General features: G+C 73.4%; 16 protein-coding genes and 2 pseudogenes. 11 read left to right on the top strand and 7 right to left on the bottom strand.

The annotated features are described in order from the left end of the window. Window positions 1–41 precede the first annotated feature (41 nt). Complete coding sequence (locus tag AOJ26_RS32540) at window positions 42–566, top strand: PadR family transcriptional regulator (RefSeq protein ID WP_053851961.1); 525 nt, start codon at window positions 42–44, stop codon at window positions 564–566. Here AOJ26_RS32540 and AOJ26_RS32545 read toward each other — a convergent pair whose 3' ends face one another. After that, on the bottom strand, window positions 567–1,928 hold the full coding sequence (locus AOJ26_RS32545) for an FAD-dependent oxidoreductase (RefSeq protein ID WP_053851962.1): 1,362 nt from the start codon (window positions 1,926–1,928) through the stop codon (window positions 567–569). Window positions 1,929–2,230: 302 nt separating this feature from the next. Here AOJ26_RS32545 and AOJ26_RS32550 point away from each other — a divergent pair, with 302 nt between their 5' ends. Beyond that, on the top strand, window positions 2,231–2,530 hold the full coding sequence (locus AOJ26_RS32550; protein WP_053851963.1) for a hypothetical protein: 300 nt from the start codon (window positions 2,231–2,233) through the stop codon (window positions 2,528–2,530). 135 nt (window positions 2,531–2,665) lie between these two features. Further along, entirely contained in the window at window positions 2,666–3,778 is a 1,113-nt protein-coding gene (locus AOJ26_RS32555; RefSeq protein WP_053851964.1) for a hypothetical protein, read from the top strand. A gap of 52 nt (window positions 3,779–3,830) precedes the next feature. On the opposite strand, the gene AOJ26_RS32560 is transcribed toward AOJ26_RS32555, so the two are convergent. Continuing rightward, entirely contained in the window at window positions 3,831–4,013 is a 183-nt protein-coding gene (locus AOJ26_RS32560) for a hypothetical protein (RefSeq protein WP_053851965.1), read from the bottom strand. A gap of 156 nt (window positions 4,014–4,169) precedes the next feature. Beyond that, window positions 4,170–5,228: an acyl-CoA desaturase gene (locus AOJ26_RS32565; protein WP_053851966.1), complete on the bottom strand. Its 1,059-nt coding sequence runs from the start codon at window positions 5,226–5,228 to the stop codon at window positions 4,170–4,172. 299 nt (window positions 5,229–5,527) lie between these two features. On the opposite strand from AOJ26_RS32565, the gene AOJ26_RS32570 reads away from it, so the two are divergent. The 3 genes and pseudogenes from AOJ26_RS32570 to AOJ26_RS43105 form a co-directional block, all read left to right on the top strand. Then, a complete protein-coding gene (locus tag AOJ26_RS32570; RefSeq protein ID WP_234358729.1) occupies window positions 5,528–8,371 on the top strand; it encodes a DEAD/DEAH box helicase in 2,844 nt (947 codons plus the stop codon). After that, window positions 8,368–9,639 carry an SWF or SNF family helicase gene (locus tag AOJ26_RS32575; protein WP_053851968.1) on the top strand — a complete coding sequence of 424 codons (1,272 nt, stop codon included), beginning with the start codon at window positions 8,368–8,370 and terminating at the stop codon, window positions 9,637–9,639. Before AOJ26_RS32570 ends, AOJ26_RS32575 begins: the two co-directional genes overlap by 4 nt. A 3-nt stretch (window positions 9,640–9,642) precedes the next feature. Beyond that, window positions 9,643–9,812: pseudogene (locus AOJ26_RS43105) on the top strand (esterase-like activity of phytase family protein); the annotation flags it as partial. A 26-nt stretch (window positions 9,813–9,838) separates the two neighbouring features. Here AOJ26_RS43105 and AOJ26_RS44645 read toward each other — a convergent pair. Both AOJ26_RS44645 and xylA read right to left on the bottom strand, forming a co-directional pair. Then, window positions 9,839–10,303, bottom strand: coding sequence for a hypothetical protein (locus tag AOJ26_RS44645; RefSeq protein WP_234358730.1), 465 nt, complete (start codon window positions 10,301–10,303; stop codon window positions 9,839–9,841). A gap of 106 nt (window positions 10,304–10,409) precedes the next feature. Continuing rightward, a complete protein-coding gene (gene xylA / locus AOJ26_RS32585; RefSeq protein WP_053851969.1) occupies window positions 10,410–11,576 on the bottom strand; it encodes a xylose isomerase in 1,167 nt (388 codons plus the stop codon). 146 nt (window positions 11,577–11,722) lie between these two features. Between xylA and xylB the strand changes: the two genes are divergently transcribed. The 5 genes from xylB to AOJ26_RS32610 all read left to right on the top strand — a co-directional run bounded on the left by xylB (window position 11,723) and on the right by AOJ26_RS32610 (window position 18,283). Next, window positions 11,723–13,168 carry a xylulokinase gene (gene xylB, locus AOJ26_RS32590; protein WP_053851970.1) on the top strand — a complete coding sequence of 482 codons (1,446 nt, stop codon included), beginning with the start codon at window positions 11,723–11,725 and terminating at the stop codon, window positions 13,166–13,168. 7 nt (window positions 13,169–13,175) lie between these two features. Beyond that, on the top strand, window positions 13,176–14,384 hold the full coding sequence (locus AOJ26_RS32595) for an ROK family transcriptional regulator (protein WP_053851971.1): 1,209 nt from the start codon (window positions 13,176–13,178) through the stop codon (window positions 14,382–14,384). A gap of 341 nt (window positions 14,385–14,725) precedes the next feature. Continuing rightward, the gene (locus tag AOJ26_RS32600) at window positions 14,726–15,325 is read left to right on the top strand and encodes an N-acetylmuramoyl-L-alanine amidase (RefSeq protein WP_179200389.1); all 600 of its coding nucleotides are present in this window, start codon (window positions 14,726–14,728) and stop codon (window positions 15,323–15,325) included. Window positions 15,326–15,422: 97 nt separating this feature from the next. After that, entirely contained in the window at window positions 15,423–16,703 is a 1,281-nt protein-coding gene (locus AOJ26_RS32605) for a GAF domain-containing protein (RefSeq protein ID WP_053851973.1), read from the top strand. Window positions 16,704–16,759: 56 nt separating this feature from the next. Then, a complete protein-coding gene (locus AOJ26_RS32610; RefSeq protein WP_053851974.1) occupies window positions 16,760–18,283 on the top strand; it encodes an aldehyde dehydrogenase family protein in 1,524 nt (507 codons plus the stop codon). Window positions 18,284–18,301: 18 nt separating this feature from the next. On the opposite strand, the gene AOJ26_RS32615 is transcribed toward AOJ26_RS32610, so the two are convergent. Next, complete coding sequence (locus AOJ26_RS32615) at window positions 18,302–19,141, bottom strand: endonuclease/exonuclease/phosphatase family protein (protein WP_053851975.1); 840 nt, start codon at window positions 19,139–19,141, stop codon at window positions 18,302–18,304. Between the two features lie 112 nt (window positions 19,142–19,253). After that, a pseudogene (locus AOJ26_RS32620) lies at window positions 19,254–21,021 on the bottom strand (hypothetical protein); the annotation flags it as partial.

The raw sequence follows: 21,021 nt of genomic DNA on the forward strand, positions 1-21,021 counted from the left end.
GACGGCAGCGAGGTACAGCATGGGTGCGGCAGAATGCGTGCATGCTGGAGCTCGCCATCCTCGGATTCCTCTACGACACCCCGCTGCACGGCTATGAGCTGCGCAAACGCATCACGGCGCTGGCGGGTCACGTGCGTCCCGTCGCCGAGAGCACGCTCTATCCGGCCATCAAGCGGCTGGAGAAGGCGGGATTGCTGGCGCGGGCGACGGAGCCCGGTGCCGTGGCCGCGCCCCGCCACGTCCTGACGCTCACCGCCGAGGGCCGCCAGGAGCTGCGCCGCCGGCTCGCCGAACCGGCCGCGCGTGACATCACCGACGAGAACCGGTGGTTCACGGTTCTCGCCTTCCTGCGGCACCTGGACGACGCCGGCGCGCAGGCGGCCGTACTGCGGCGCCGGCTCGCCTTCCTGGAGGAGCCCGCCAGCTTCTTCTACGAGGGCGACCGTCCGCTGAGCGCCGAGGAGTTGGACGATCCGTTCCGGCGCGGAGTGCTGACCATCGCGCGTGCCACGTCCCGGGCCGAGCTCGGCTGGCTGCGCGAGACGATCACGTCGCTCTCCGGGTGATCAGGACGCCGGGGAACCGGGCTTCTCCGGTGTCGCCGGCGGCTCGGTCGGCGTCGGCGCGGGCGGGCCGAAGAGGACGGCCCTCGCCACGGGCGGGGCGAACAGGGCGGTGACGGGCTCGGAGAGCGTCAGGACGGCCCGGAAGGCCCGCCCCACGACGGGGTCGCCCGGGGCGCGCTCCTGGACGCGGCTCAGATACCACCCGGCGAACCGGTCCGCGGACCCGCCGTCGGTCGCCGTACCCACCGCGCCCGGCATCTTGCGGTCCGCCCCGGCGGAGATGTCCCACGCGAGCCGGGACGCCGCGAGGAGCGCCCGCTGCACCCGCCGTGTCGTGGGCGTGCGGCGCCGGTCGGCCAGCGCTTCCCGCAGGGCGACCGCGCTCATCGCGGCGACGGCCATGCCCTGCCCGTAGATCGGGTTGAAGGTGCACAGGGCGTCGCCGGTGGCGAGGAAGCCTGCCGGACGGCCGAGCAGGTCGTAACGTCGGCGGACGTTCGCGGTCCGCCGGTAGCCGAACGCCGGGGACAGCGGTTCGGCCTCGCCCAGCCACCGGTGCAGAAGCGGGTGCGGCAGCCTCTTGGCATACGTCACGAACTGGTCGTCCCCGGTGGGGGGTTCGTCGCCGCGCAGACCCGAGACGATCACCAGGTGGGTGCCGTCCTCCAGGGGCAGCGCACCTCCGGCATGCACCTGCTCGGGGTCCGGATAGGCGTAGTAGCCGCGGGTCTCGCCGTCGAGGGCGCCGTTCGTGCCGCGGTAGACGCGGGAGGCGTAGGCGAGGCCGGTGTCGATGGTCTCCTCGTGCGGCGGCTCGGCGCCGATCGCGGTGAGCCACTGCGGGGCCTTCGTACCGCTGCCGGAGGCGTCGACGACCAGATCGGCCTCCAGGGGGCGGGGCTCCGCGCGGGCCTCTCCGGAACGGTCCCGCACCAGCACGCCACGCACGCGTGTGGCGTCGCCGAGCAGTCCGACGGCGTCGGTCGCCTCCAGCACGCTGATCACCGGGTCGGCGAGGACGCGCCGCCGCACCAGTTCCTCGAGCTGCGCGCGGGAGCCGGTGTAGATGTGCGTCGTCGCGGACACCCGCCGGAACCAGCGGCCGCTCTGCCACAGCACCATGTCCTCCGGCATGCCCACGCGAGGGGCGCCCGCCTCCCGCAGCTCCGTCAGGAACCCCGGCAGCAGCGACTCCAGAGCCGTCTGGCCGCCCTTGAGCAGGACGTGCGGGTGACGCCCCTGCGGTACGCCGGGCCGTGGCTGCGGGCCCTCCGGGTAGCGGTCGCGCTCGACGACGGTCACCCGGTCGGCGTGCCCGGCCAGGACGTGGGCCGCGAGCAGCCCCGCGAGGCTTCCGCCCACGACGACGGCATGCCGTCCGCCCCGGCCGCCGCCCGCTCCCCGACGGCCCTTGTCTGCGGCAGCGTTCACCGATCCACTCCCCTGGTCGCCATCTTCGCGAGAAGACACAAGTATCCCGTCCCGCCGAACAGGTTGACCGTTTTCCGGCCCTTCTGAACGCGGCCGGACGGCGGCCTTCGCGCCGACCTCGACCGTACGGTGACGCTCCGGCCCTCTTCTGCCGCCGGCGCCGCGACCTTACGTTGAGGAGCGGAAGGCGAACGTGCGACAGGATCACATCACGCTGCGGGAAGGTGGTCGGCATGTGGGACAGGATCCGCAGGTCCGGTACCAGGATCGTCGATTCGTTGCGCACCGAGCCGCCCACCGGCGGCCGGGAGACCCGCACGCACAACCTGTTCGAGGCCGCCGCCGCGTACGTCTCGGCCTGCGCGGAGGACGACCAGGACCGGATCGACGAGGCCTCGGCGTGGGTCTCGCCGGAGGCGCTGTCGTTCGGGGTGAACGAACTCGCGTGCCGGGCCGTGATCGCCCTCGCGCGGGAGCGCGACGAGTCCCCGCGTACGGTGGCACGGGCGCTCCTCGGACTGCCGGCGGCCTGAGCGGCCGGCAAGGGATGGTCGATTCGCCCCGTCCAGCCGGAAAACTGCAGCTCCGGGTGTTCTTGGAGGTCGTGACAAGCGCCTTCCTCGCACACTAGGGTGCGCGCCGTTGGACGAACCGATGGGGAGGCTGGGATGGCCGGGACGGACGAGGACGCCGTCGCCGCCGCGGACGACGCGCTCTATGTGCTGACGGCGGTGCTGCTGACGCCGGCGAAGTTCCCGAGCGTGCTGGGCGACGACTATCCGGAGGCCTGCGCGGCGCTCGGTCTGGCCCCGCTGGCGGACGGGTACGGCCTGGTGCTCGGCCAGGACGGGAGCGGCGCCCGGTGGACCGTCGTCATCGACGACGTCTCGCTGGTCGCCGTCGCCATCGCGTCCTGGGACTGCGGCATGGAGTACGACCTGTCGCCGGACGAGCGCACGGTCGTGGCCGCCCTGCCCGGCTGGCCGCTCGCGGTCGCCGTCGCCGCGCCCGGTGTGCCGGCTCCGCACGACCCCGATCCCGGGATCGCCGACGGGCCGCTGCTGGCGCCGCCGGACACCTCCACGTGGGGATCCGCCCAGCGGCGCCTGGGTGCCGACGAGATCGCGCTCCAGTGGGCGATGTGGCGGGAACAGATCGACGACACGGCCTTCTCCAGCCCCGACGGCGGGTCCGCGGCGGGTGCCGAGCCGGTGAACGGCGGGGCCGCGAAGGACCCGACCGCGGATGGCGCGACCGCGGACGGCGCGACGGACAGCGCGGCCTCGGGCGGCGACGCTCCGGACCGCGGTGCCTCCGCCCTGGGTGCCTCGGTCGGCGATGTCGCGCAGGCTGGGCGCACGGGCGGTGATGCCGGGGAAGACGGTGCGGCGGCGGACGGGAGTCCGGGTGACGCGGCTTCGGGCGGTCGTACCGCAAGCGGCGGCGGCGTCGCGGGATCCACGGCTTCCGGCACAACCGGGAAGTCCGCGACCGGGAGGTCTGCCTTCAAGGGGCATAGCGGTGTGCGGCGTGTCCTCGCGGAGGCCCGCGCCTACGTGGACTCGCCGCCGCCCCTCGGGCGGGTCCGGTCGTCCTTCGCGTCGGGCGATGCGCGGACGCTGCGCGCCGACGGTCCCGGCTGGTCACTGGTGGCCAGGACCGACGACATCGCGTTCGTGCTGCTCGACGACGAGCCCGGGGAGGTTCTGCCGGTGGGCCGGGGCCCGGAGCTGCCCGGGCTGCTGGAAGCGCTCGACAAGATGGCCGTGCGTCCCAGCTGAGCCGTCGTGCCGCACCGTCCGGGGCCGCCGTCTCCCGGCCGGTGCGGGTGCGTCAGCGGCCGAGTTCCTTGCGGGTGACGCGGCGCAGCCGGCGCCGCTGTGAGGGGTCCAGGGTGAGGTACGCGGCGGCCGGGACTCCCACGACGATCAGGAGTGCGGCCCACCAGGGCAGCCAGATCAGCAGGAGCAGTCCGACCGCCACTCCCCCCGCGGCGATCTTCGCGTTCTTCGACATGTGCGTCGCCTCCTTCGCGGCGGTTGCCGCTCTCTGTCCGAGAGACGGGTCCGCTCTCTGTCCAGAGAAACGGGTCCGTGCTTCCCGCAGTTCCGTACCGCGACCCTGAGACATCCCTGAGACCTCGCCCCCGAGACGCCCCGGATGCGCGGCCCGCTAGTGGTTCGCCCGCAACGGCTCGCCGACCTCGTGCATGTGGCTCAGTGCCTGTCGGTAGGACTCGACGAGCCCCGTCTCCGTGTAGGGGATACCCAGTTCCCGGCAGCGGGCGCGCACCAGCGGCTGGGCGAGGCGCAGATGGGGCCGGGGCATGCTGGGGAACAGGTGGTGTTCGATCTGGTAGTTGAGGCCGCCGAGGAACCAGTCGGTGAGGGGGCCGCCCCGGATGTTGCGGGAGGTGAGCACCTGGCGGCGCAGGTGGCCCCAGGACTCGCCGTCCGGGTCCGGCATCTCCATGCCCTTGTGGTTCGGGGCGAAGGCCATCCCGAGGTGCAGGCCGAACAGCGCCTGGTGGAGCGCGGCGAAGGCGAGCGCCTTCCCGGGGGACAGGGTGGTCAGCAGCAGGGTGGCGTAGGCGGCGATGTGGGTCACCAGGAGAGCGCCCTCGACGGCACGCTCCGCCGGTGCCTGTCGGCGCAGGTCCCGGAAGCCCTGGATCTTCAGGGCGATCCCTTCGAGGAGGGTGAGCGGGAAGAACAGCCAGGCCTGGTGGCGGGTGAGCCAGCGCCTGAAGCCGGTGCGCCCCGCGGCCTGTTCGCCGGTGAAGACGAGGACGTCGGCGGCGACGTCGGGGTCCTTGTCGATGTGGTTGGGGTTGGCGTGGTGGCGGTTGTGCTTGTGGTTCCACCACGAGTAGCTCATCCCGAGCAGCAGGTTGCCGTGGAGGAGGCCGATGAGGCGGCCGGTCGCCTTGTCGCCGGTGATCTGCGCGTGTCCTGCGTCGTGCCCTATGAAGGCGGTGCGGGCGCAGAACACGGAGAGGAGCGGGGCCAGCAGCAGGGTCCGCCAGGAGTCGCCGGACAGGGCGACGGCCGTGACGAGTCCGGCGAGGGCGAGCGCGTTGACGGCGACGGCCCGGGCGTACCAGCCGTGGCGGCGCTCCAGGAGTCCCTGCCCCTTCACCGCGCGCAGCAGGGGTGCGAACTCGCTTCCGCCGGGCGGGGATCCGGAGGTACCGCGCGGGTGGGGTGCGACGGTTGCGGCACTCAGGGGCATGTCCGGACTCCGGCTCTCTCAGGAAAACGTGCTGACCTGAGGAAACGTACGGACCGGTGACCTGCCGCGACCATGCGGTGACCCCCCGGGTACGTGCGGGGGTCAGCACCGGGCGCGCAGGGGGGCTGACAACACCCTCCGCGCGGATGTGACGTGGAACACGGCCCCAAGGGTCGAGCGGTGAGGTACCCTCGACCACTCCGACCAAGTAGTCAAGTTTGAGGAGTCCCGCGATCCCTGTTCAGAGGTACCCCGCGGCATCACCGTCCGACATCTCCGAACTGGCTTCTTGTAGCGCCGTGTTCGTGCCCGGCGACCCGGCCCGGACCGGCAGGGTGGCCTTCTGGCGGCCCGACGGCGCTCCTCCCCCCGCCGTCGCGGCGGGGACCGTCGAGGACCTGGCGCTCGTACGGCCCGACGACGGCGGTGTCGGGCTGGTGAGCCTGCCCGCGCTGCTGCTCCCGGTCCGTGCCGCCCTGCCGGTCCTCACGCGTGCGCGTACCTCCCCGCACGGGCACCGGGCGACGGTGTTCTGGGGTGCCGCGAGCTTGCTGGCCCTGCAATGCGTGGCGCGGGGGCTGCTGCTGCCCGGCCTGTCCCCCACCGACCACGACGCCTGGCGCGTGGGTCCCCTGGGCGCCGCGGACGTCGAGCTGGTCCGCAGACTCGCCGCGGCGATGCCGCCCGAGGCGCACGCCGTCCCGTTGAGCACCACCGAGTCACAGAGCACCGCCGTCCCGTCGAACACCGCCGAACCACTGAGCACCGCCCTACCGTCGAGCAGCGCCGAGCCGCTGCGGCTGCCGGATCCCGAACAGTTGCTGCGCGCCTTCCTGGACGCGGTCGCCGACGCCCTGCCCCGTTCCCCCGCGGCGCCCCTATTGACGGGCGGGCCCGCCTACGCGGCCCGGGAACCGCAGCACATGCCCGAGCAGCGGGCGTGGGCGGCCGATGTCGCCGCGGGCCACGACGCGGGCGTCCGCGTCTCCTTGCGGATCGAGGCGCACGGGCTGGACGGAGGTGGGGAGCCGGCTTTCCGGGCCGTTCTCCAGATGCACAGCGTGAGCGATCCGACGCTGGTGGCGGACACCGCCGACGTATGGGGCGGTGCCACCGCCTTCGGCCCCCACGCGCGGATGGACGGACTGCTGGCGCTCCGACGGGCGGCACGCGCGTGGCCCCCGCTCGCCCCGCTGCTCTCGGCGGCCGTGCCGGACGCGGTCGAACTCGCCGACGAGGAGATCACCGATCTGCTCTCGGCGGGCGCACGGGCGCTGTCCGAGCCGGGCGTCGAGGTGCACTGGCCGAAAGGCATGGCCAGAAGGCTCACGACGAGCGCGACGGTCGGTCCCCCGGACGGCCACGACCGGGTCCTGTCGGACACTCCGTCGTTCCTGTCCGCCGACGCCCTGCTCGCGTTCGACTGGTCGTTCGCGCTGGGCGACCAGCAACTGACGCGCGAGGAACTGGACAGGCTGGCGGAGGCAGACCGGCCGGTGGTGAGACTGCGGGACCAGTGGGTGCTGGTCGACCCGCAGGAGGTGCGCCGGGCCCGCGCGCGGCAGGACCGCAAGGTGACGCCCGTGGACGCCCTGAGAGCCGCTCTGACGGGCTCCGCCGAGGTCGACGGCAGCCGGGTCGACGTGCGGCCCACCGGGTGGCTGACGGCTTTGCGGGACCGGCTCGCGGACCCGGAGGGCCAGGAGCCGGTCCCGCAACCCGCCGCGCTCGCCGCGACCTTGCGGGACTACCAGCGGCGCGGCCTGAACTGGCTGGCCCGTATGACGTCGTCGGGCCTCGGCTGCTGTCTGGCCGACGACATGGGACTCGGCAAGACGATCACCTTGATCGCGCTGCACCTGCACCGGCAGACCGAACCGGAGACCGCCGGCCCCACCCTCGTGGTGTGCCCGACGTCCCTGATGGGCAACTGGCAGCGCGAGATCGAGAAGTTCGCACCGGGTACGCCGGTGCGCCGCTTCCACGGTCCGCGACGCGAGCTCGACGGCCTGGCCGACGGGGAGTTCGTGCTCACCACCTACGGCACCATGCGGCTGGACGCGTCCCGGCTCGCCGGGGCCGGGTGGGGAATGGTCGTGGCGGACGAGGCGCAGCACGTGAAGAACCCGTACTCGGCGACCGCGCGGGAGCTGCGCTCGATCGGGGCACGCGCACGCGTGGCGCTCACCGGAACCCCGGTGGAGAACAACCTGTCGGAGCTGTGGGCGATCCTCGACTGGACGACTCCGGGGCTGCTGGGACGGCTCGGCGCCTTCCGCGCCCGGTACGCGCAGGCCGTCGAGAGCGGTCAGGACCCGGCCGCCGCGGAGCGTCTGAACCGGCTCGTGCGCCCCTTCCTGCTGCGGCGCCGCAAGTCGGATCCCGGCATCGCCCCGGAGCTGCCGCCGAAGACGGAGACCGACCGTGCCGTGTCGCTGACCCCGGAACAGACCGGCCTGTACGAGGCCGTGGTGCGCGAGACCCTGGAGGAGATCGCGGGGGCGGACAGCATGGCGCGGCGCGGACTGATCGTGAAGCTGCTGACCGGGCTCAAGCAGATCTGCAACCATCCCGCGCAGTTCCTGAAGGAGGAGGAGCCGGTCATCGTCGGCCGTTCCGGAAAGCTGGAACTGCTGGACGAACTCCTCGACACCATGGTCGCCGAAGGGGCGGGCGTCCTGGTGTTCACGCAGTACGTGCGCATGGCCCGGCTGATCGAGCGGCATCTCGCGGCGCGCGGTCTGCCGTCGCAGTTCCTGCACGGCGGGACACCGGTCGCCCGGCGCGAGGCGATGGTGCGGCGCTTCCAGGACGGTGAAGTGCCCGTGTTCCTGCTGTCGTTGAAGGCGGCGGGCACCGGTCTGAACCTCACCCGCGCCGAGCACGTCGTGCACTACGACCGCTGGTGGAACCCGGCCGTCGAGGCGCAGGCCACCGACCGCGCGTACCGCATCGGCCAGACGCGCCCGGTGCAGGTGCACCGGCTGATCGCCGAGGGCACGGTCGAGGACCGCATCGCCGACATGCTGCTCCGCAAGAGGGAGTTGGCCGACGCAGTGCTCGGCTCCGGCGAGGCGGCGCTGACCGAGCTGACGGACGCGGAGCTGGCCGATCTGGTGGAACTGCGAGGGGGCGCACGATGACGGGGCACGAGGGTGACACGGAGCGCACGTTCGCGGCGCTGCCGCCCGCGCACGGGCGGGGCTTCGCCCGGACGTGGTGGGGCCAGGCCTGGCTGCGGGCCCTGGAGGACACCGCGCTGGACTCGGGGCAGGTGAAGACGGGCCGTGCCCTCGCACGCGCGGGGGCGGTGGGTGCCGTGTCGGTGCGTCCCGGGCGCATCACGGCCGTCGTGCAGGACCGGGACCGCACCGGGCACCGCGCCGACGTCCTGCTGGCCGAACTGTCGGACGGCCAGTGGGACCGCCTCCTCGACATGGCCGTGGAACGAGCGGGGCACGTCGCGGCGCTGCTGGACCGCGAGATGCCGCCGCACCTGGTGGAGGACGCGGCGTCCGAGGGCATCGAACTCCTGCCGGGCCTTGGCGATCTCGAACCGGAGTGCGACTGCGGCGCCTGGGACCACTGCGGACACACGGCGGCACTCTGCTACCAGATGGCCCGCCTGCTGGACCAGGACCCCTTCGTGCTGCTGCTGATGCGCGGCCGGGGCGAGCAGGCCCTCCTGGACGACCTCCAGGCCCGCAGCAGTGCCGTGCCGGCAATGGAGGCTCCCGAGCCGGAAGGAGTGGCTGCGGCCGAAGCGTACGCGGCCGGTGACATCCTGCCGCCCCTGCCCGAGCCCGCCGAACCGCCCGAGGAGCCCGGTCTGCCGCCCTCACTGGACACCGAGGCGTCACCGGGGCCGGGAGTCGACCCGGTCGCCGTCCGCCACCTGGCCGCCCGGACCGCCGTGGAGGCACATCGGCTGCTCGCGGAGGCTATCCGGCAACCGTCCGAAGGCCACGCCTGCATCACCGAGTTGCCTCTCGGTCAGGACGCCGTACGCCTCGCCGTCGCCGCGCCCGAACGGGTGCTGACGGAACGTCTCGCCGCCGGATCGGGGCGCACTCCGCAGTCGCTGGCGGACGCCACGGAAGCGTGGGGGCTCGGAGGCGCGGACGCGCTGTCCGTGCTGGAGGAGGAATGGGAGCCCTCGGGCGGTGCGCTCGCACGCGCGCGTGCCGCTCTGGACGCGGCCTGGGACGAGGACGAACGGCCGGAGTTCACGGCGGACGGCAACCGGTGGACGGTCGTCGGCACGCCGGCTCAGGTGCGCCTGGGGCGGGACGGCCGATGGTGGCCGTACCGGGAGGAGCACGGACGCTGGACGCCCGCGGGGCCGACCGCGCTGGACCCGGCGACGGCCCTGGCCTCGGCGGAACTCGCTTCGGCCGAACGCACGGGGTAGACGCCCGGGAAGATCGAGGGTGTCGCGCGCGTGGATCACGACACGCTGGCCCTGATCAACGACAACGACTCGGGATGACGGACGGAACCGGGGCGTTCGACGCCGGCGGCAAGCTGGTGGACAGCGGGGTGGAGACGACGGTGACGTACGTCAGGCTGCCGCACCAACTCTGACCCGCCCCGGTCGCCCGCTCGCCCGATCACCCGATCAGGGACGGAAGCAACGACTCCAGATCGCTCGGGAACTCGCTGGGCAGGTCGCTCGGCAACCGCGACGGGAGCTCGCTCGGCAACTCGCTGGGGAGCTGGGTGGGCAGACTGAACGACGGCTCGGGAGAACCGCTCGCACTGGTCGACGGGGTCGGGCTCTCGTCCGGCGAGCCGTCGTCGCCCGACGCCATGAACACCACGACGGCGACGGCCAGCGCCGCCGCGATCACGGCCAGGAGAGCGAACAACGGGCCACGGCGGCGTCGTGGGGCGCCGGGGCCGGGTCCGTCCGGGCCGTGGCCGACGGACGGTATCGGCTGGGTCGACGGCATACCGCCGTACCCCTGCGGGCCGCTGCGCCCGAAGTCGTCGGGAGGTGGTCCGAAGCCCCCGCCCGGGGGCGGGGTGTCACCCGGCGGTCCGGGCGGCTGGGGCGGTACCGGCGGCTTGGCCATACCGTCCACGGTCGCCTCGAACCGGTCGTCGGGCCAGGCCCGCCCGGACCTTGATACGGCCTCATGCCGTGGACCGCATGATTCCGGCACATTCCGCGCGGGGGACTCAGCCGCGCGCACCCAGCAGGTGGTCCATGGCGAGCTGGTCGAGCTGCTCGAAGGCCATGCCGCGGGCGGCGGCCGCCTCCACGTCGAACTCCTCGAAGGCGCTGCGGTCCGCGAGCAGCCCCTTGAGGCCGTCCGCGGCCGTCTGCTGCGCCAGCTCGTCCAGACGCGACGCGCGCAGCGCCTCCTGGACCTGCGGGTCGGCGCGGAAGGCGGCAGCACGCTCCTTGAGGATGAGGTAGTTGCGCATGCAGCCCGCGGCCGACGCCCACACACCGTCGAGGTCCTCGGTCCGCGGCGGCTTGAAGTCGAAGTGCCTCGGGCCGGCGTAACCGGCGCTCTCCAGCAGGTCGACGAGCCAGAAGGCGGCCCGCAGGTCGCCGGCGCCGAAGCGCAGGTCCTGGTCGTACTTGATGCCGGACTGGCCGTTGAGGTCGATGTGGAAGAGCTTGCCCGCCCACAGGGCCTGCGCGATGCCGTGCGGGAAGTTCAGCCCGGCCATCTGCTCGTGGCCGACCTCGGGGTTCACGCCGTACAGCTCGGGGCGCTCCAGGCGCTCGATGAACGCGAGCGCGTGGCCGACGGTGGGCAGGAGGATGTCGCCGCGCGGCTCGTTCGGCTTGGGCTCGATGGCGAACTTCAGGTCGTAGCCCTGCTCGGTGACGTACTCGCCGAGGAGGTCGAAGGCCTCCTTCATGCGGTCCAGGGCGACCCGTACGTCCTTGGCCCCGCCCGACTCGGCGCCCTCGCGGCCGCCCCAGGCGACGTAGGTCTCGGCGCCCAGCTCGACCGCCAGGTCGATGTTGCGGATGACCTTGCGCAGCGCGTAGCGGCGCACGTCGCGGTCGTTGGCGGTGAACCCGCCGTCCTTGAAGACCGGGTGCGTGAAGAGGTTGGTGGTCGCCATCGGCACCTTCATGCCGGTCGCGTCCAGGGCCTCACGGAAGCGCTTGATGTGGCCTTCGCGCTCGCTGTCGGAGGACCCGAAGGGGATCAGGTCGTCGTCGTGGAAGGTCACGCCGTGGGCGCCGAGCTCGGCCAGGCGCTGCACCGTCTCGACCGGGTCGAGGGCACGTCGGGTGGCGTCGCCGAACGGGTCCCTTCCCTGCCAGCCGACGGTCCACAGGCCGAAGGTGAACCTGTCCTCGGGGGTGGGCTGGTAGTTCATGACGCGGCTCCTTGCTGCTCCGGACTATTTCGTCATGGCGGTTTACAAATTAGTATGCACACACGTCTCCGGGAAGAGACAAGGTGTCTTCGGGGTGAGACATCAGCCGCATCAAGATCATGAGCCGCGCAAAAAGGGAGAGCCCGATGTCAGCAGCCGAGGGTCCGCTCGTCGTCGGCGTGGACACGTCCACCCAGTCCACCAAGGCGCTGGTGGTCGACGCCGCCACCGGCCGGGTCGTCGCGCGCGGCCAGGCGCCGCACACCGTGTCCTCCGGGGCCGGCCGGGAGAGCGACCCGCGCCAGTGGTGGGACGCGCTGTCCGAGGCCCTGCGCCAGTGCGGGGACGCCGCTCGCGAGGCAGCCGCGGTGTCGATCGGCGGCCAGCAGCACGGCCTGGTCACGCTGGACGCCCAGGGCGAGCCGGTACGCCCGGCCATGCTCTGGAACGACGTCCGGTCCGCACCGCAGGCCCTGCGTCTCATCGAGGAGCTGGGCGGACCGAAGGCCTGGGCGGAGCGGACCGGCAGCGTCCCGGGCGCCTCCTTCACGGTGACGAAGTGGGCCTGGCTCGCCGAGCACGAGCCGGAGGCCCTGCGCGCCACCAAGGCCGTCCGCCTGCCCCACGACTACCTCACCGAGCGGCTCACCGGGGAGGGCACCACCGACCGCGGCGACGCCTCCGGCACCGGCTGGTGGGCGTCCGCGACGGAGTCGTACGACAGCGAGATCCTCGCCCACGTGGGCCTCGATCCCGCCCTGCTCCCCCGCGTGGTCCGGCCCGGTGAGGTGGCCGGAACCGTGCGCGACGGCCACGACCTGCCGTTCTCCAAGGGCACCCTGGTCGCCACCGGCACCGGCGACAACGCGGCCGCCGCGCTGGGCCTCGGTCTGCGCCCCGGGACGCCGGTGATGAGCCTGGGCACCTCCGGCACGGTCTACGCCGTGTCCAGGCACCGCCCCGCCGACCCGACCGGCACCGTGGCGGGCTTCGCCGACGCCCACGGCGACTGGCTGCCGCTCGCCTGCACCCTGAACTGCACGCTCGCCGTCGACCGGGTCGCGGCCCTGCTCAACCTGGACCGAGAGGCCGTCGAACCGGTCTCCGGCGTCACCCTGCTGCCCTACCTGGACGGCGAGCGCACCCCGAACCTGCCCAACGCCTCCGGGCTGCTGCACGGCCTGCGCCACGACACCACCGGCGGCCAGCTCCTCCAGGCCGCCTACGACGGTGCCGTACAGGCGCTGCTCGGGGCGCTGGACCTGGTGCTGGACGAGGACGCGGACCGTTCGACGCCGCTCCTGCTGATCGGCGGCGGCGCCCAGGGCACCGCCTGGCAGCAGACCGTCCGACGGCTCTCGGGGCGGCCCGTCCAGGTACCCGAGGCCAAGGAACTGGTCGCCCTGGGCGCCGCCGCCCAGGCCGCGGGGCTGCTGACCGGCGAGGACCCGGGCGCGGTCGCCCGGCGCTGGAACACCGCGGCCGGACCGGTGCTGGAGGCCGTCGAGCGGGACGACGAGACGCTGGCGAGGATCTCCGGGGTACTCTCCGACGCGGCGCCGCTGCTGGAGCGGGGGACCTCTGGGGAGTGAGGGAGGCATGACCGCACCGCTGCACGACGCCCACCCGGCGGGACCGGGGCGCGACCTGCCCGACACCCAGCAGGGCATGCGCCGCCGCAACCTGGCCCGCGTGATGCACGCCGTGCGTGCCGAGGGACCGCTCTCGCGTGCCGCGGTCGCCTCACGCATCGGCCTGACCCGGGCCGCCGTGTCGACCCTCGTCGACGAACTCATACGCTCGGGGCTGCTGGAGGAGCTCGGCCCCGAGCGGCCCGGCCGGGTCGGCAGGCCGGGCTCGGCACTCGCCGTCAGCGGACGCGGGCCCGCCGGCATAGGCGCCGAGATCGGCGTCGACCACCTCGCGGTCTGCGCGGTCGATCTGCGCGGCCGGGTGCGGTCGCGGGCCGTGCGCTACGCCGCGAACCGGGACCGCTCCCCCGCACCGGTGATCGCCGAACTCACCTCGCTGGTGCGCCGGGTGGTGGCGGAGGCCGAGGGCGAGGGTCTGTGGCCCGCGGGTCTCGCGGTGGCCGTGCCCGGTCTGGTCGCGCGTGACGCCCGGACCGTCGTCCGCGCCCCGAACCTCGACTGGCACGACACGGACCTGAGCACCCTGCTGCCCGAGGACCTGCCGCTGACCGTGGGCAACGAGGCCAACTTCGGCGCGCTGGCCGAACTCTGGCTCGGCGACGGCACCCCCCACGACTTCCTGCACGTCTCGGCGGAGATCGGCATCGGCGCGGCGCTGGTCGTGGACGGGCAACTGCTGCGCGGCACCCGCGGTTTCGCGGGCGAGCTCGGCCATGTCCCGGTGCGCCCGGACGGACCCGGGTGCCCGTGCGGCGGACGCGGCTGCCTGGAGCAGTACGCCGGTGAGGAGGCCGTGCTGCGGGCGGCCGGCCTGGAGCCGGGCGAGGACCGGGTCGGACTGCTCGCCCAGCACGCGGCGGACGGCGACGAGGCCGTACGGGGCGCCCTGCGCGAGGCCGGGCAGGCGCTGGGGATCGCGCTGACCGGGGCGGTCAATCTGCTGGACCCGCAGGCCGTGGTGCTCGGCGGTGCGCTGGCCGGGCTCGCGCCCTGGCTGCTGCCCTCCCTGCGGGACGAGCTGGCCCGGCGCACGGCCGGTCCTGCCTGCCCGGTCTCGGTGTCCGACCTGGGTTCCGAGGGACCACTGCTGGGGGCCGCACACTCGGTGGTGCGGGCCGTCCTGGACGACCCGGCGGCTGTGGGCGAACGGGCCTGAGCCCCCGTCAACTCACCCGTTCGGGTGAGCGAGTTGTCCACATGCACGGCGTCGTCCACCGGAACGCCGGCATCGTCCCGCCCGGCCCGCTTCGGCCGTAGCGTGGTGCACACGAGGCACGCCGCTGCCGCGGACGGACGAACGGTCTTCGCGAGGCCCGGTCCGTCCGCGACACCAACCGCACCCACGTCACGGAGATCCGCCCGTAACGGTCGTCGGCGCGCGAGACTCACCGCGGAGCGGACGACCGGCTCCGTGCGACCCCGGAGCACCTGACCGGCTCCGTGCGACCGCGGTGACCCCGCTCGGCCGAACGCCGCTGAGACGAAAGGCACTTGACCATGGAACGCGCCAGACCGCCACTCGACCGCCGGCGGCTGCTGAAGGGGGCCGTCCTGGCCGCCGTACCGTACGCGCTGCTCCCCGAGACCCGGGCCGGGGCAGCCCCGCAGCCCGTCGACCACCCGTTCGCCGAGTGGCAGCCGGCCACGTCGGCCAACTTCACGGCCTCCGACCGCCCCTGGTCCTACCAGGTGGACCGGGTGATCATCCATGTCACCCAGACCACCTACGGCGACGCCCTGGACATCTTCCGCAACCCGGCGAAGAAGGTGTCCGCCCACTACGTCGTGCGTTCGGCCGACGGTCATGTCGCGCAGTGCGTACGGGAGGCGGACGTCGCCTGGCACGCCGGGAACTGGGACTACAACACCCACAGCGTCGGCATCGAGCACGAAGGGTGGGTGGACCGGCCCGCCTACTTCACCGACGCCCTCTACCAGGAGTCCGCGAAGCTCACGGCGGGGATCTGCGGGAGACACGGCATCCCCAGGGACCGCGCACACATCATCGGCCACTACGAGGTGCCGGGCACGGACCACACCGACCCGGGTCCGCTCTGGGACTGGGACCGCTACCTGCGCATGGTCCAGGCCGTGTGAGCCGCCCATCGTTCGGGTGACGCCTGTCGAAGAGGTTGTTTGCGCGCGTACCGGGAGTGACGATGTCCTCAGCCGCGTCGCGTTCCGGGAGGCCGAGTTGACCGATCCGTGGGTGGCCCTGGAGCCGGGCGCCGACCCCGCCGAGCGGGTCCGGCTGCTGCGGCGCGCACACGAGACGTTCACCGAGGCGGGCACGGTGCAGCGGCCGGTGCGGCCGGTGGTGGCCGACTCGTGGCGGCGTTCCGCGCGGGCCGGCGTCGGGCCCGACGGGACGGCGAGCGTCGAACTCAGCGACGGTGACCTGGGTTCGTACCGGGCCGAGCATCCGCTGGCACGGGTCATGCCGCTGTTCCGTGAGCTGATGGGGACCTTCGCCTCCGACGGGGAGCACCTGCTCGCGGTGTGCGACGAGCACGGCAGGCTGCTGTGGGTGGAGGGTCACGCGCGCACCCGCCGGCAGGCGGAGTGGATGAACTTCGTGCCGGGCGCGCGGTGGGCGGAGACCGCGGTGGGGACGAACGCGCCGGGTACGGCGGTCGCGGTGGACCGGCCGGTGCAGGTGTTCGCCGCGGAGCACTTCATCCGCCGGGTGCAGCCGTGGACCTGCGCGGCGGCGCCGGTGCACGATCCGCGGACCGGGCGGGTGCTCGGGGCCGTGGACATCACCGGCGGGGACGGGCTCGCCCATCCGCACAGCCTGGGCTTCGTCCAGGCGGTCGCGCGGGCCGCCGAGTCCCAGCTCGCGCTGCTCCTGCCGCAGCAGCCGGCCACGGACCGGCCCGAGCTGAGCGCGCTGGGCCGGGACGAGGCGCTGCTGGCCGCGGGCGGCCGCAGGATCAGGCTCAGCCGCAGGCACAGCGAGATCCTGGTGCTGCTGTCCCGGCACCCGGAGGGCCTGACCGGGGACGAGCTGCTGTGCGCGCTGTACGAGGACGAGTCGGTGACGCCGGTGACGCTGCGGGCCGAACTGGCCAGGCTGCGCAGGGTCCTGGGGCCCGGGCTGCTGGCCTCACGGCCGTACCGGCTGACCGTGCCGGTGGAGTCGGACGTGGCGGTCGTGGAGCGGCGGCTGGAGAGCGGGGCGGTGACGGCGGCGGCGCGCGGGTACGGCGGCCCGCTGCTGCCGGCCTCGCAGGCCCCGGCGGTGGTACGGCTCAGGCGCCGGGTCGCCGACGGGCTGCGCACGGCGCTGGTCGCCCGCCGGGACCCCGACCTGCTGGCGGACTGGGCACACGCGCCGTGGGGCGAGGACGACGTCGAGGTGTGGCGGGCGCTCGCGGCGGTACGGCCCACGCCGAGTGTGCGGGCCCGGCTGGCCGCGCTGGAGTCGGAGCTGGCCGCGCCGACGGCAACGTGGTTGCAACGTCCGCGCTCCTAGCCTCACGCGCAGAGCCGCCCAACGGCGGGCGGCGCTGCTGAAGGAGGCTGGCCAGTATGACCCGTTACGCGGCACCCGGCACCGAGGGCGCGATCGTCTCCTACCAGGCGCGCTACGACCACTTCATCGGTGGCGAGTACGTGCCTCCCGCGCGCGGGCAGTACTTCGAGAACCCGTCCCCGGTGAACGGCCAGTCCTTCACCGAGGTCGCGCGGGGCACCGCCGAGGACGTCGAACGGGCGCTGGACGCCGCGCACGCCGCCGCGCCCGCCTGGGGCCGGACCTCGGTGACCGAACGCTCCGACATCCTCCTCAGGATCGCCGACCGCATGGAGGCGAACCTGGAGAAGCTCGCCGTGGCGGAGAGCTGGGAGAACGGCAAGCCGGTGCGCGAGACGCTGGCGGCCGACATCCCCCTCGCCATCGACCACTTCCGGTACTTCGCGGGAGCCGTCCGCGCGCAGGAGGGTTCGCTCGGCGAGCTCGACGACGACACGGTGGCGTACCACTTCCATGAGCCGCTCGGCGTGGTCGCACAGATCATCCCGTGGAACTTCCCGATCCTGATGGCGGTGTGGAAGCTGGCCCCGGCCCTCGCGGCGGGCAACGCGGTCGTCATCAAGCCGGCCGAGCAGACCCCGGCGTCCATCCACTACTGGATGAGCCTGATCGCGGACCTGCTGCCGCCGGGCGTGGTGAACATCGTCAACGGCTTCGGGGTGGAGGCGGGCAAGCCGCTCGCGTCGAGTCCGCGGGTGGCGAAGGTGGCGTTCACCGGCGAGACCACCACGGGGCGGCTGATCATGCAGTACGCCTCGGAGAACATCAAGCCGGTCACCCTCGAACTCGGCGGCAAGTCGCCGAACATCTTCTTCGACGACGTCTGGGCCCGGGACGACGACTTCCGGGACAAGGCCCTCGAAGGGTTCACGATGTTCGCCCTGAACCAGGGCGAGGTCTGCACGTGTCCGTCCCGGGCGCTGATCCAGCGCGGCAACTACGCCGAGTTCCTCCAGGCGGCCGTCGCCCGCACCGAGCTCATCAGGCCGGGCCACCCCCTCGACACCGACACGATGATCGGCGCCCAGGCGTCCAACGACCAGCTGGAGAAGATCCTCTCCTATCTGGACGTCGGCCGGCAGGAGGGCGCGAAGGTCCTCACCGGAGGTGAACGCATCGAGTACGACGGCGAGTTGAAGGGCGGCTACTACGTCCAGCCGACGATCTTCGAGGGCGACAACCGCATGCGGATCTTCCAGGAGGAGATCTTCGGCCCGGTCGTCTCGGTGACGTCCTTCGACGACTTCGACGACGCCCTGAAGATCGCCAACGACACGCTGTACGGCCTCGGGGCGGGCGTGTGGACCCGGGACATGAACACCGCGTACCGGGCGGGACGGGCGATCCAGGCGGGCCGCGTCTGGACGAACTGCTACCACGCGTACCCGGCGCACGCCGCGTTCGGCGGGTACAAGCAGTCGGGGATCGGGCGGGAGACGCACAAGATGATGCTGGAGCACTACCAGCAGACGAAGAACCTGCTCGTCTCGTACTCGCCGAAGAAGCTCGGGTTCTTCTAGGCCGGGTCCGGTCGCCCCCTACGCCGGGTTCACGTCGGCGTACAGGACATGGTGGTCCGACACCGGGTTCGGGTCGACCCGGTGCCGGACGGGGGCGTAGCCGCGCAGGAAGACGTAGTCGAACTTGCTCTGCCAGTCGGTGGTCGGTTCGCAGGAGCCGTCGCCGCCGGGTCGGCACCCGGGGTCGGCGTCCGTGGCGAGTTTCCACAGGGGGGTGAGTTCGTAGGCGTCCGGCACGGCGTTGAAGTCGCCGATGACGATGGTGCGGTCGTGCCGGGCGACCTCCTTGGCGAGCACCCCGGCCTGTTCCGCCCGGACCGGCTCCTGGCGCCGTTCGGCGAGGTGGGTGTTGAAGACGCGGACCGGCCGGCCGCCCACCGTGGTGGTGACCGCCATGTATCCGCGGTCCTCGGAGCCGCCGTCGGGGTACTCCTCGGTGACGACGTCGCTGATCGGGGCCACGGAGAGGATGGCCTCGCCGTAGCCGCCCGGGTTCCAGGGCGCTCCCCCGCACCGGCCCCAGCTCTTCAGAACCGCCCCGTACTCGACGTGGTAGACGAGCCCGTGGAGGTTCTCCAGGTAGTCGCGGATCTTCTCGACGTCGCCCACGCACGCCTCCTGCACGCCGACGACCTGGGGCGCGAAGCGGGCGATCTCGGCGGCCCGGTCGTCGTTGCCCGTCTCGCAGGGGTTGCAGAGGTTCCACGTCATGACCCGGTTCGGCACCACGTCCTGGACCGGTTCGGGGGGCAGCGATCCTGCGTCGAGGGCGCCGCTCGGGGCACTGGGACCGGAGAGCACCATCCAGGCCACGATCATGGCCCCCACGATCAACCACGTGCCCTTTCCGAGCACCATCGCCTCCTCAGCGTGGACGGACGCACCGGGCCACCGATGTCTGCCTCCCGAGGTTATGACACCGGGCTCGGCCCACGGAACGGGAACCCGTGCCCGCGGGCCGGCCGCCGTGTCACTCCTCGTCGCGCAGCCGGGCCGCCAGGGAGGTCAGCGACTCGGTCTCCTCGGTGTGGCCGACGGCGGTCAGGAGGGCGATCGCCGCGTCGAGGCGGGTGAGGGCGGGGGCGGGGCGTTCCAGGTAGATGCCCTCCACGGCGCCCGCGAGGCGGACGCACTCGGCCCACTCGCCGGCCCGGTCGTCCCCCGGTCCCGGTTCGCCGAGCAGGGCCAGGGCCTTCTCCAGGGCGGCCAGCGCGTCCTCGTACGCGCCGGCGTAGGCGTTGACCCGCCCGTGCTCGTAGGCCAGGGCGGAGTCCAGGGACCGGCCGGCCGCCTCGTACCCGGCGGCGCGGGCCTCGTCGGCGATCCGGCGGGCGTCGGCGAGGTAGGCGAGGGCGTCGGCCAGGCCCTCGGCACCCCGCTGCTGCGCCTGGAGCCGGCCCAGTTCGCGCAGGCAGTTGCTGAGCAGTTCGTAGCGCGGGGCCTTGGCGTGGGCGGCGATCGCCTGGTCCGCGGCCTCGCGGGCGGAGCCGAACTCACCGGACTCGCCGAGGAGTACGGCCGTCTCGGCGGCGATCATGGCGTGGCTGCCGGGGTCGTCGTCCCAGCCCGCCGACTCGGCGGCGAGCGCGACGAACTCGGCCGTGGCGGCCTTGGTGTCCTCCCCCGCGCGCAGGGCGCGGGCGCGGGTCAGGCGGAGCTGGGCGGCGAGCCGGTCGTCCAGCTCCCCGGCGGCGACGTCCGGTTCGGTCAGCAGGGAGTCCAGCAGGGCGATGCAGTCCTCGACGCGGCCCAGGTCGAGGCTGAGCTGGGCGGCGTTGCTGTAGGTGCAGAACGCGTCGATGCGGTTGCCGTCACGGAGGCCGGCCTCCGCCGAACGCGTCAGGTGCCGCAGGGCCTCGTCGGGGCGGCCCAGATGCATGCTGGCCTCGGCGAGATCGCCGTGGAGGCGGGTGAGGTCGACCGTGTCGGCGGGCCATTCGGCGGCCCGGCGCAGGGCTTCGGTGAGGTCGGTGTGCGCGGCCTGCGGGTCCTGGAGGGCGAGCTGGAGCCGGGCGCGCAGTCCGAGGGTGCGGGGCAGGTGCCAGGCGGGGCCCTGCGCCTTCAGCCGGTCGAGGAGGGCGTCGATCTCGGTGACCGCGGCGGGCAGGTCGCCGGAGATGGCGTGCGTGCTGGCCCGCAGCAGCAGGGCCCCGGAGATCTGCCCGTCGAGGTCGTGCCGGGTGGCGAAGGCGTGCAGCAGGTCCGCCTCGGCGAAGACCGGCGCCACGTGCTCCTTGCTTCCCGTGGTCTGGAGGCGCAGTCCGAGCGCGGTCGCCCGCAGCCGCAGGAGGCGGGCCTCCTGGTAGGGGGCGAGGCCGGTGGTCTCCTCGTGCAGGCGGACGAGGGACGCGTGGGCGGCGGTCAGCGTGGCCGCCCGGGCCTCGTCGGCCTCCTCCCCGGGGATCTGGGCGGTGGCGAACAGGGCGCAGGCGCGGGCGACCGCGGCGAGACCGGGCTCGGCGGCGTCGTCGTAGAGGGCTGCGGCCTCCTCGTGGAGGGCCGCGGCCTCGGCGAACGCGTCCTTGTTGCCCGCCTGGCTCGCCTCGTCGGCCAGCAGGTCCGCGCGCAGCAGGACCAGCGGGCCGACGGCGGGGTCGTCGGGGTGGGTGTAGTCGCGGGCGGCGACGAGCGTGCGCAGTCGGGCGAAGCAGGCCCGGGCGTCCGGGTGGCCCTGCTGCTCCGACTGCCGCGCCTGGAGGATGAGTTCGGCCAGGTCCTCGGGGAGGGCGGTAGTGGGG

It is taken from the genome of Streptomyces sp. NRRL B-24085 (assembly GCF_001282115.1).
Lineage (GTDB): Bacteria > Actinomycetota > Actinomycetes > Streptomycetales > Streptomycetaceae > Streptomyces.

What these genes read in the sequence shown, in the direction of transcription:
- AOJ26_RS32565 (WP_053851966.1), bottom strand. Translation starts at nt 5,228, where the DNA reads ATGCCCCTGAGTGCCGCAACCGTCGCACCCCACCCGCGCGGTACCTCC.
- AOJ26_RS32615 (WP_053851975.1), bottom strand. Translation starts at nt 19,141, where the DNA reads ATGGTGCTCGGAAAGGGCACGTGGTTGATCGTGGGGGCCATGATCGTG.
- AOJ26_RS32600 (WP_179200389.1), top strand. Translation starts at nt 14,726, where the DNA reads ATGGAACGCGCCAGACCGCCACTCGACCGCCGGCGGCTGCTGAAGGGG.
- AOJ26_RS32540 (WP_053851961.1), top strand. Translation starts at nt 42, where the DNA reads ATGCTGGAGCTCGCCATCCTCGGATTCCTCTACGACACCCCGCTGCAC.
- AOJ26_RS32555 (WP_053851964.1), top strand. Translation starts at nt 2,666, where the DNA reads ATGGCCGGGACGGACGAGGACGCCGTCGCCGCCGCGGACGACGCGCTC.
- AOJ26_RS32560 (WP_053851965.1), bottom strand. Translation starts at nt 4,013, where the DNA reads ATGTCGAAGAACGCGAAGATCGCCGCGGGGGGAGTGGCGGTCGGACTG.
- xylB (WP_053851970.1), top strand. Translation starts at nt 11,723, where the DNA reads ATGTCAGCAGCCGAGGGTCCGCTCGTCGTCGGCGTGGACACGTCCACC.
- AOJ26_RS32595 (WP_053851971.1), top strand. Translation starts at nt 13,176, where the DNA reads ATGACCGCACCGCTGCACGACGCCCACCCGGCGGGACCGGGGCGCGAC.
- AOJ26_RS44645 (WP_234358730.1), bottom strand. Translation starts at nt 10,303, where the DNA reads ATGGCCAAGCCGCCGGTACCGCCCCAGCCGCCCGGACCGCCGGGTGAC.
- AOJ26_RS32550 (WP_053851963.1), top strand. Translation starts at nt 2,231, where the DNA reads ATGTGGGACAGGATCCGCAGGTCCGGTACCAGGATCGTCGATTCGTTG.
- xylA (WP_053851969.1), bottom strand. Translation starts at nt 11,576, where the DNA reads ATGAACTACCAGCCCACCCCCGAGGACAGGTTCACCTTCGGCCTGTGG.
- AOJ26_RS32610 (WP_053851974.1), top strand. Translation starts at nt 16,760, where the DNA reads ATGACCCGTTACGCGGCACCCGGCACCGAGGGCGCGATCGTCTCCTAC.
- AOJ26_RS32575 (WP_053851968.1), top strand. Translation starts at nt 8,368, where the DNA reads ATGACGGGGCACGAGGGTGACACGGAGCGCACGTTCGCGGCGCTGCCG.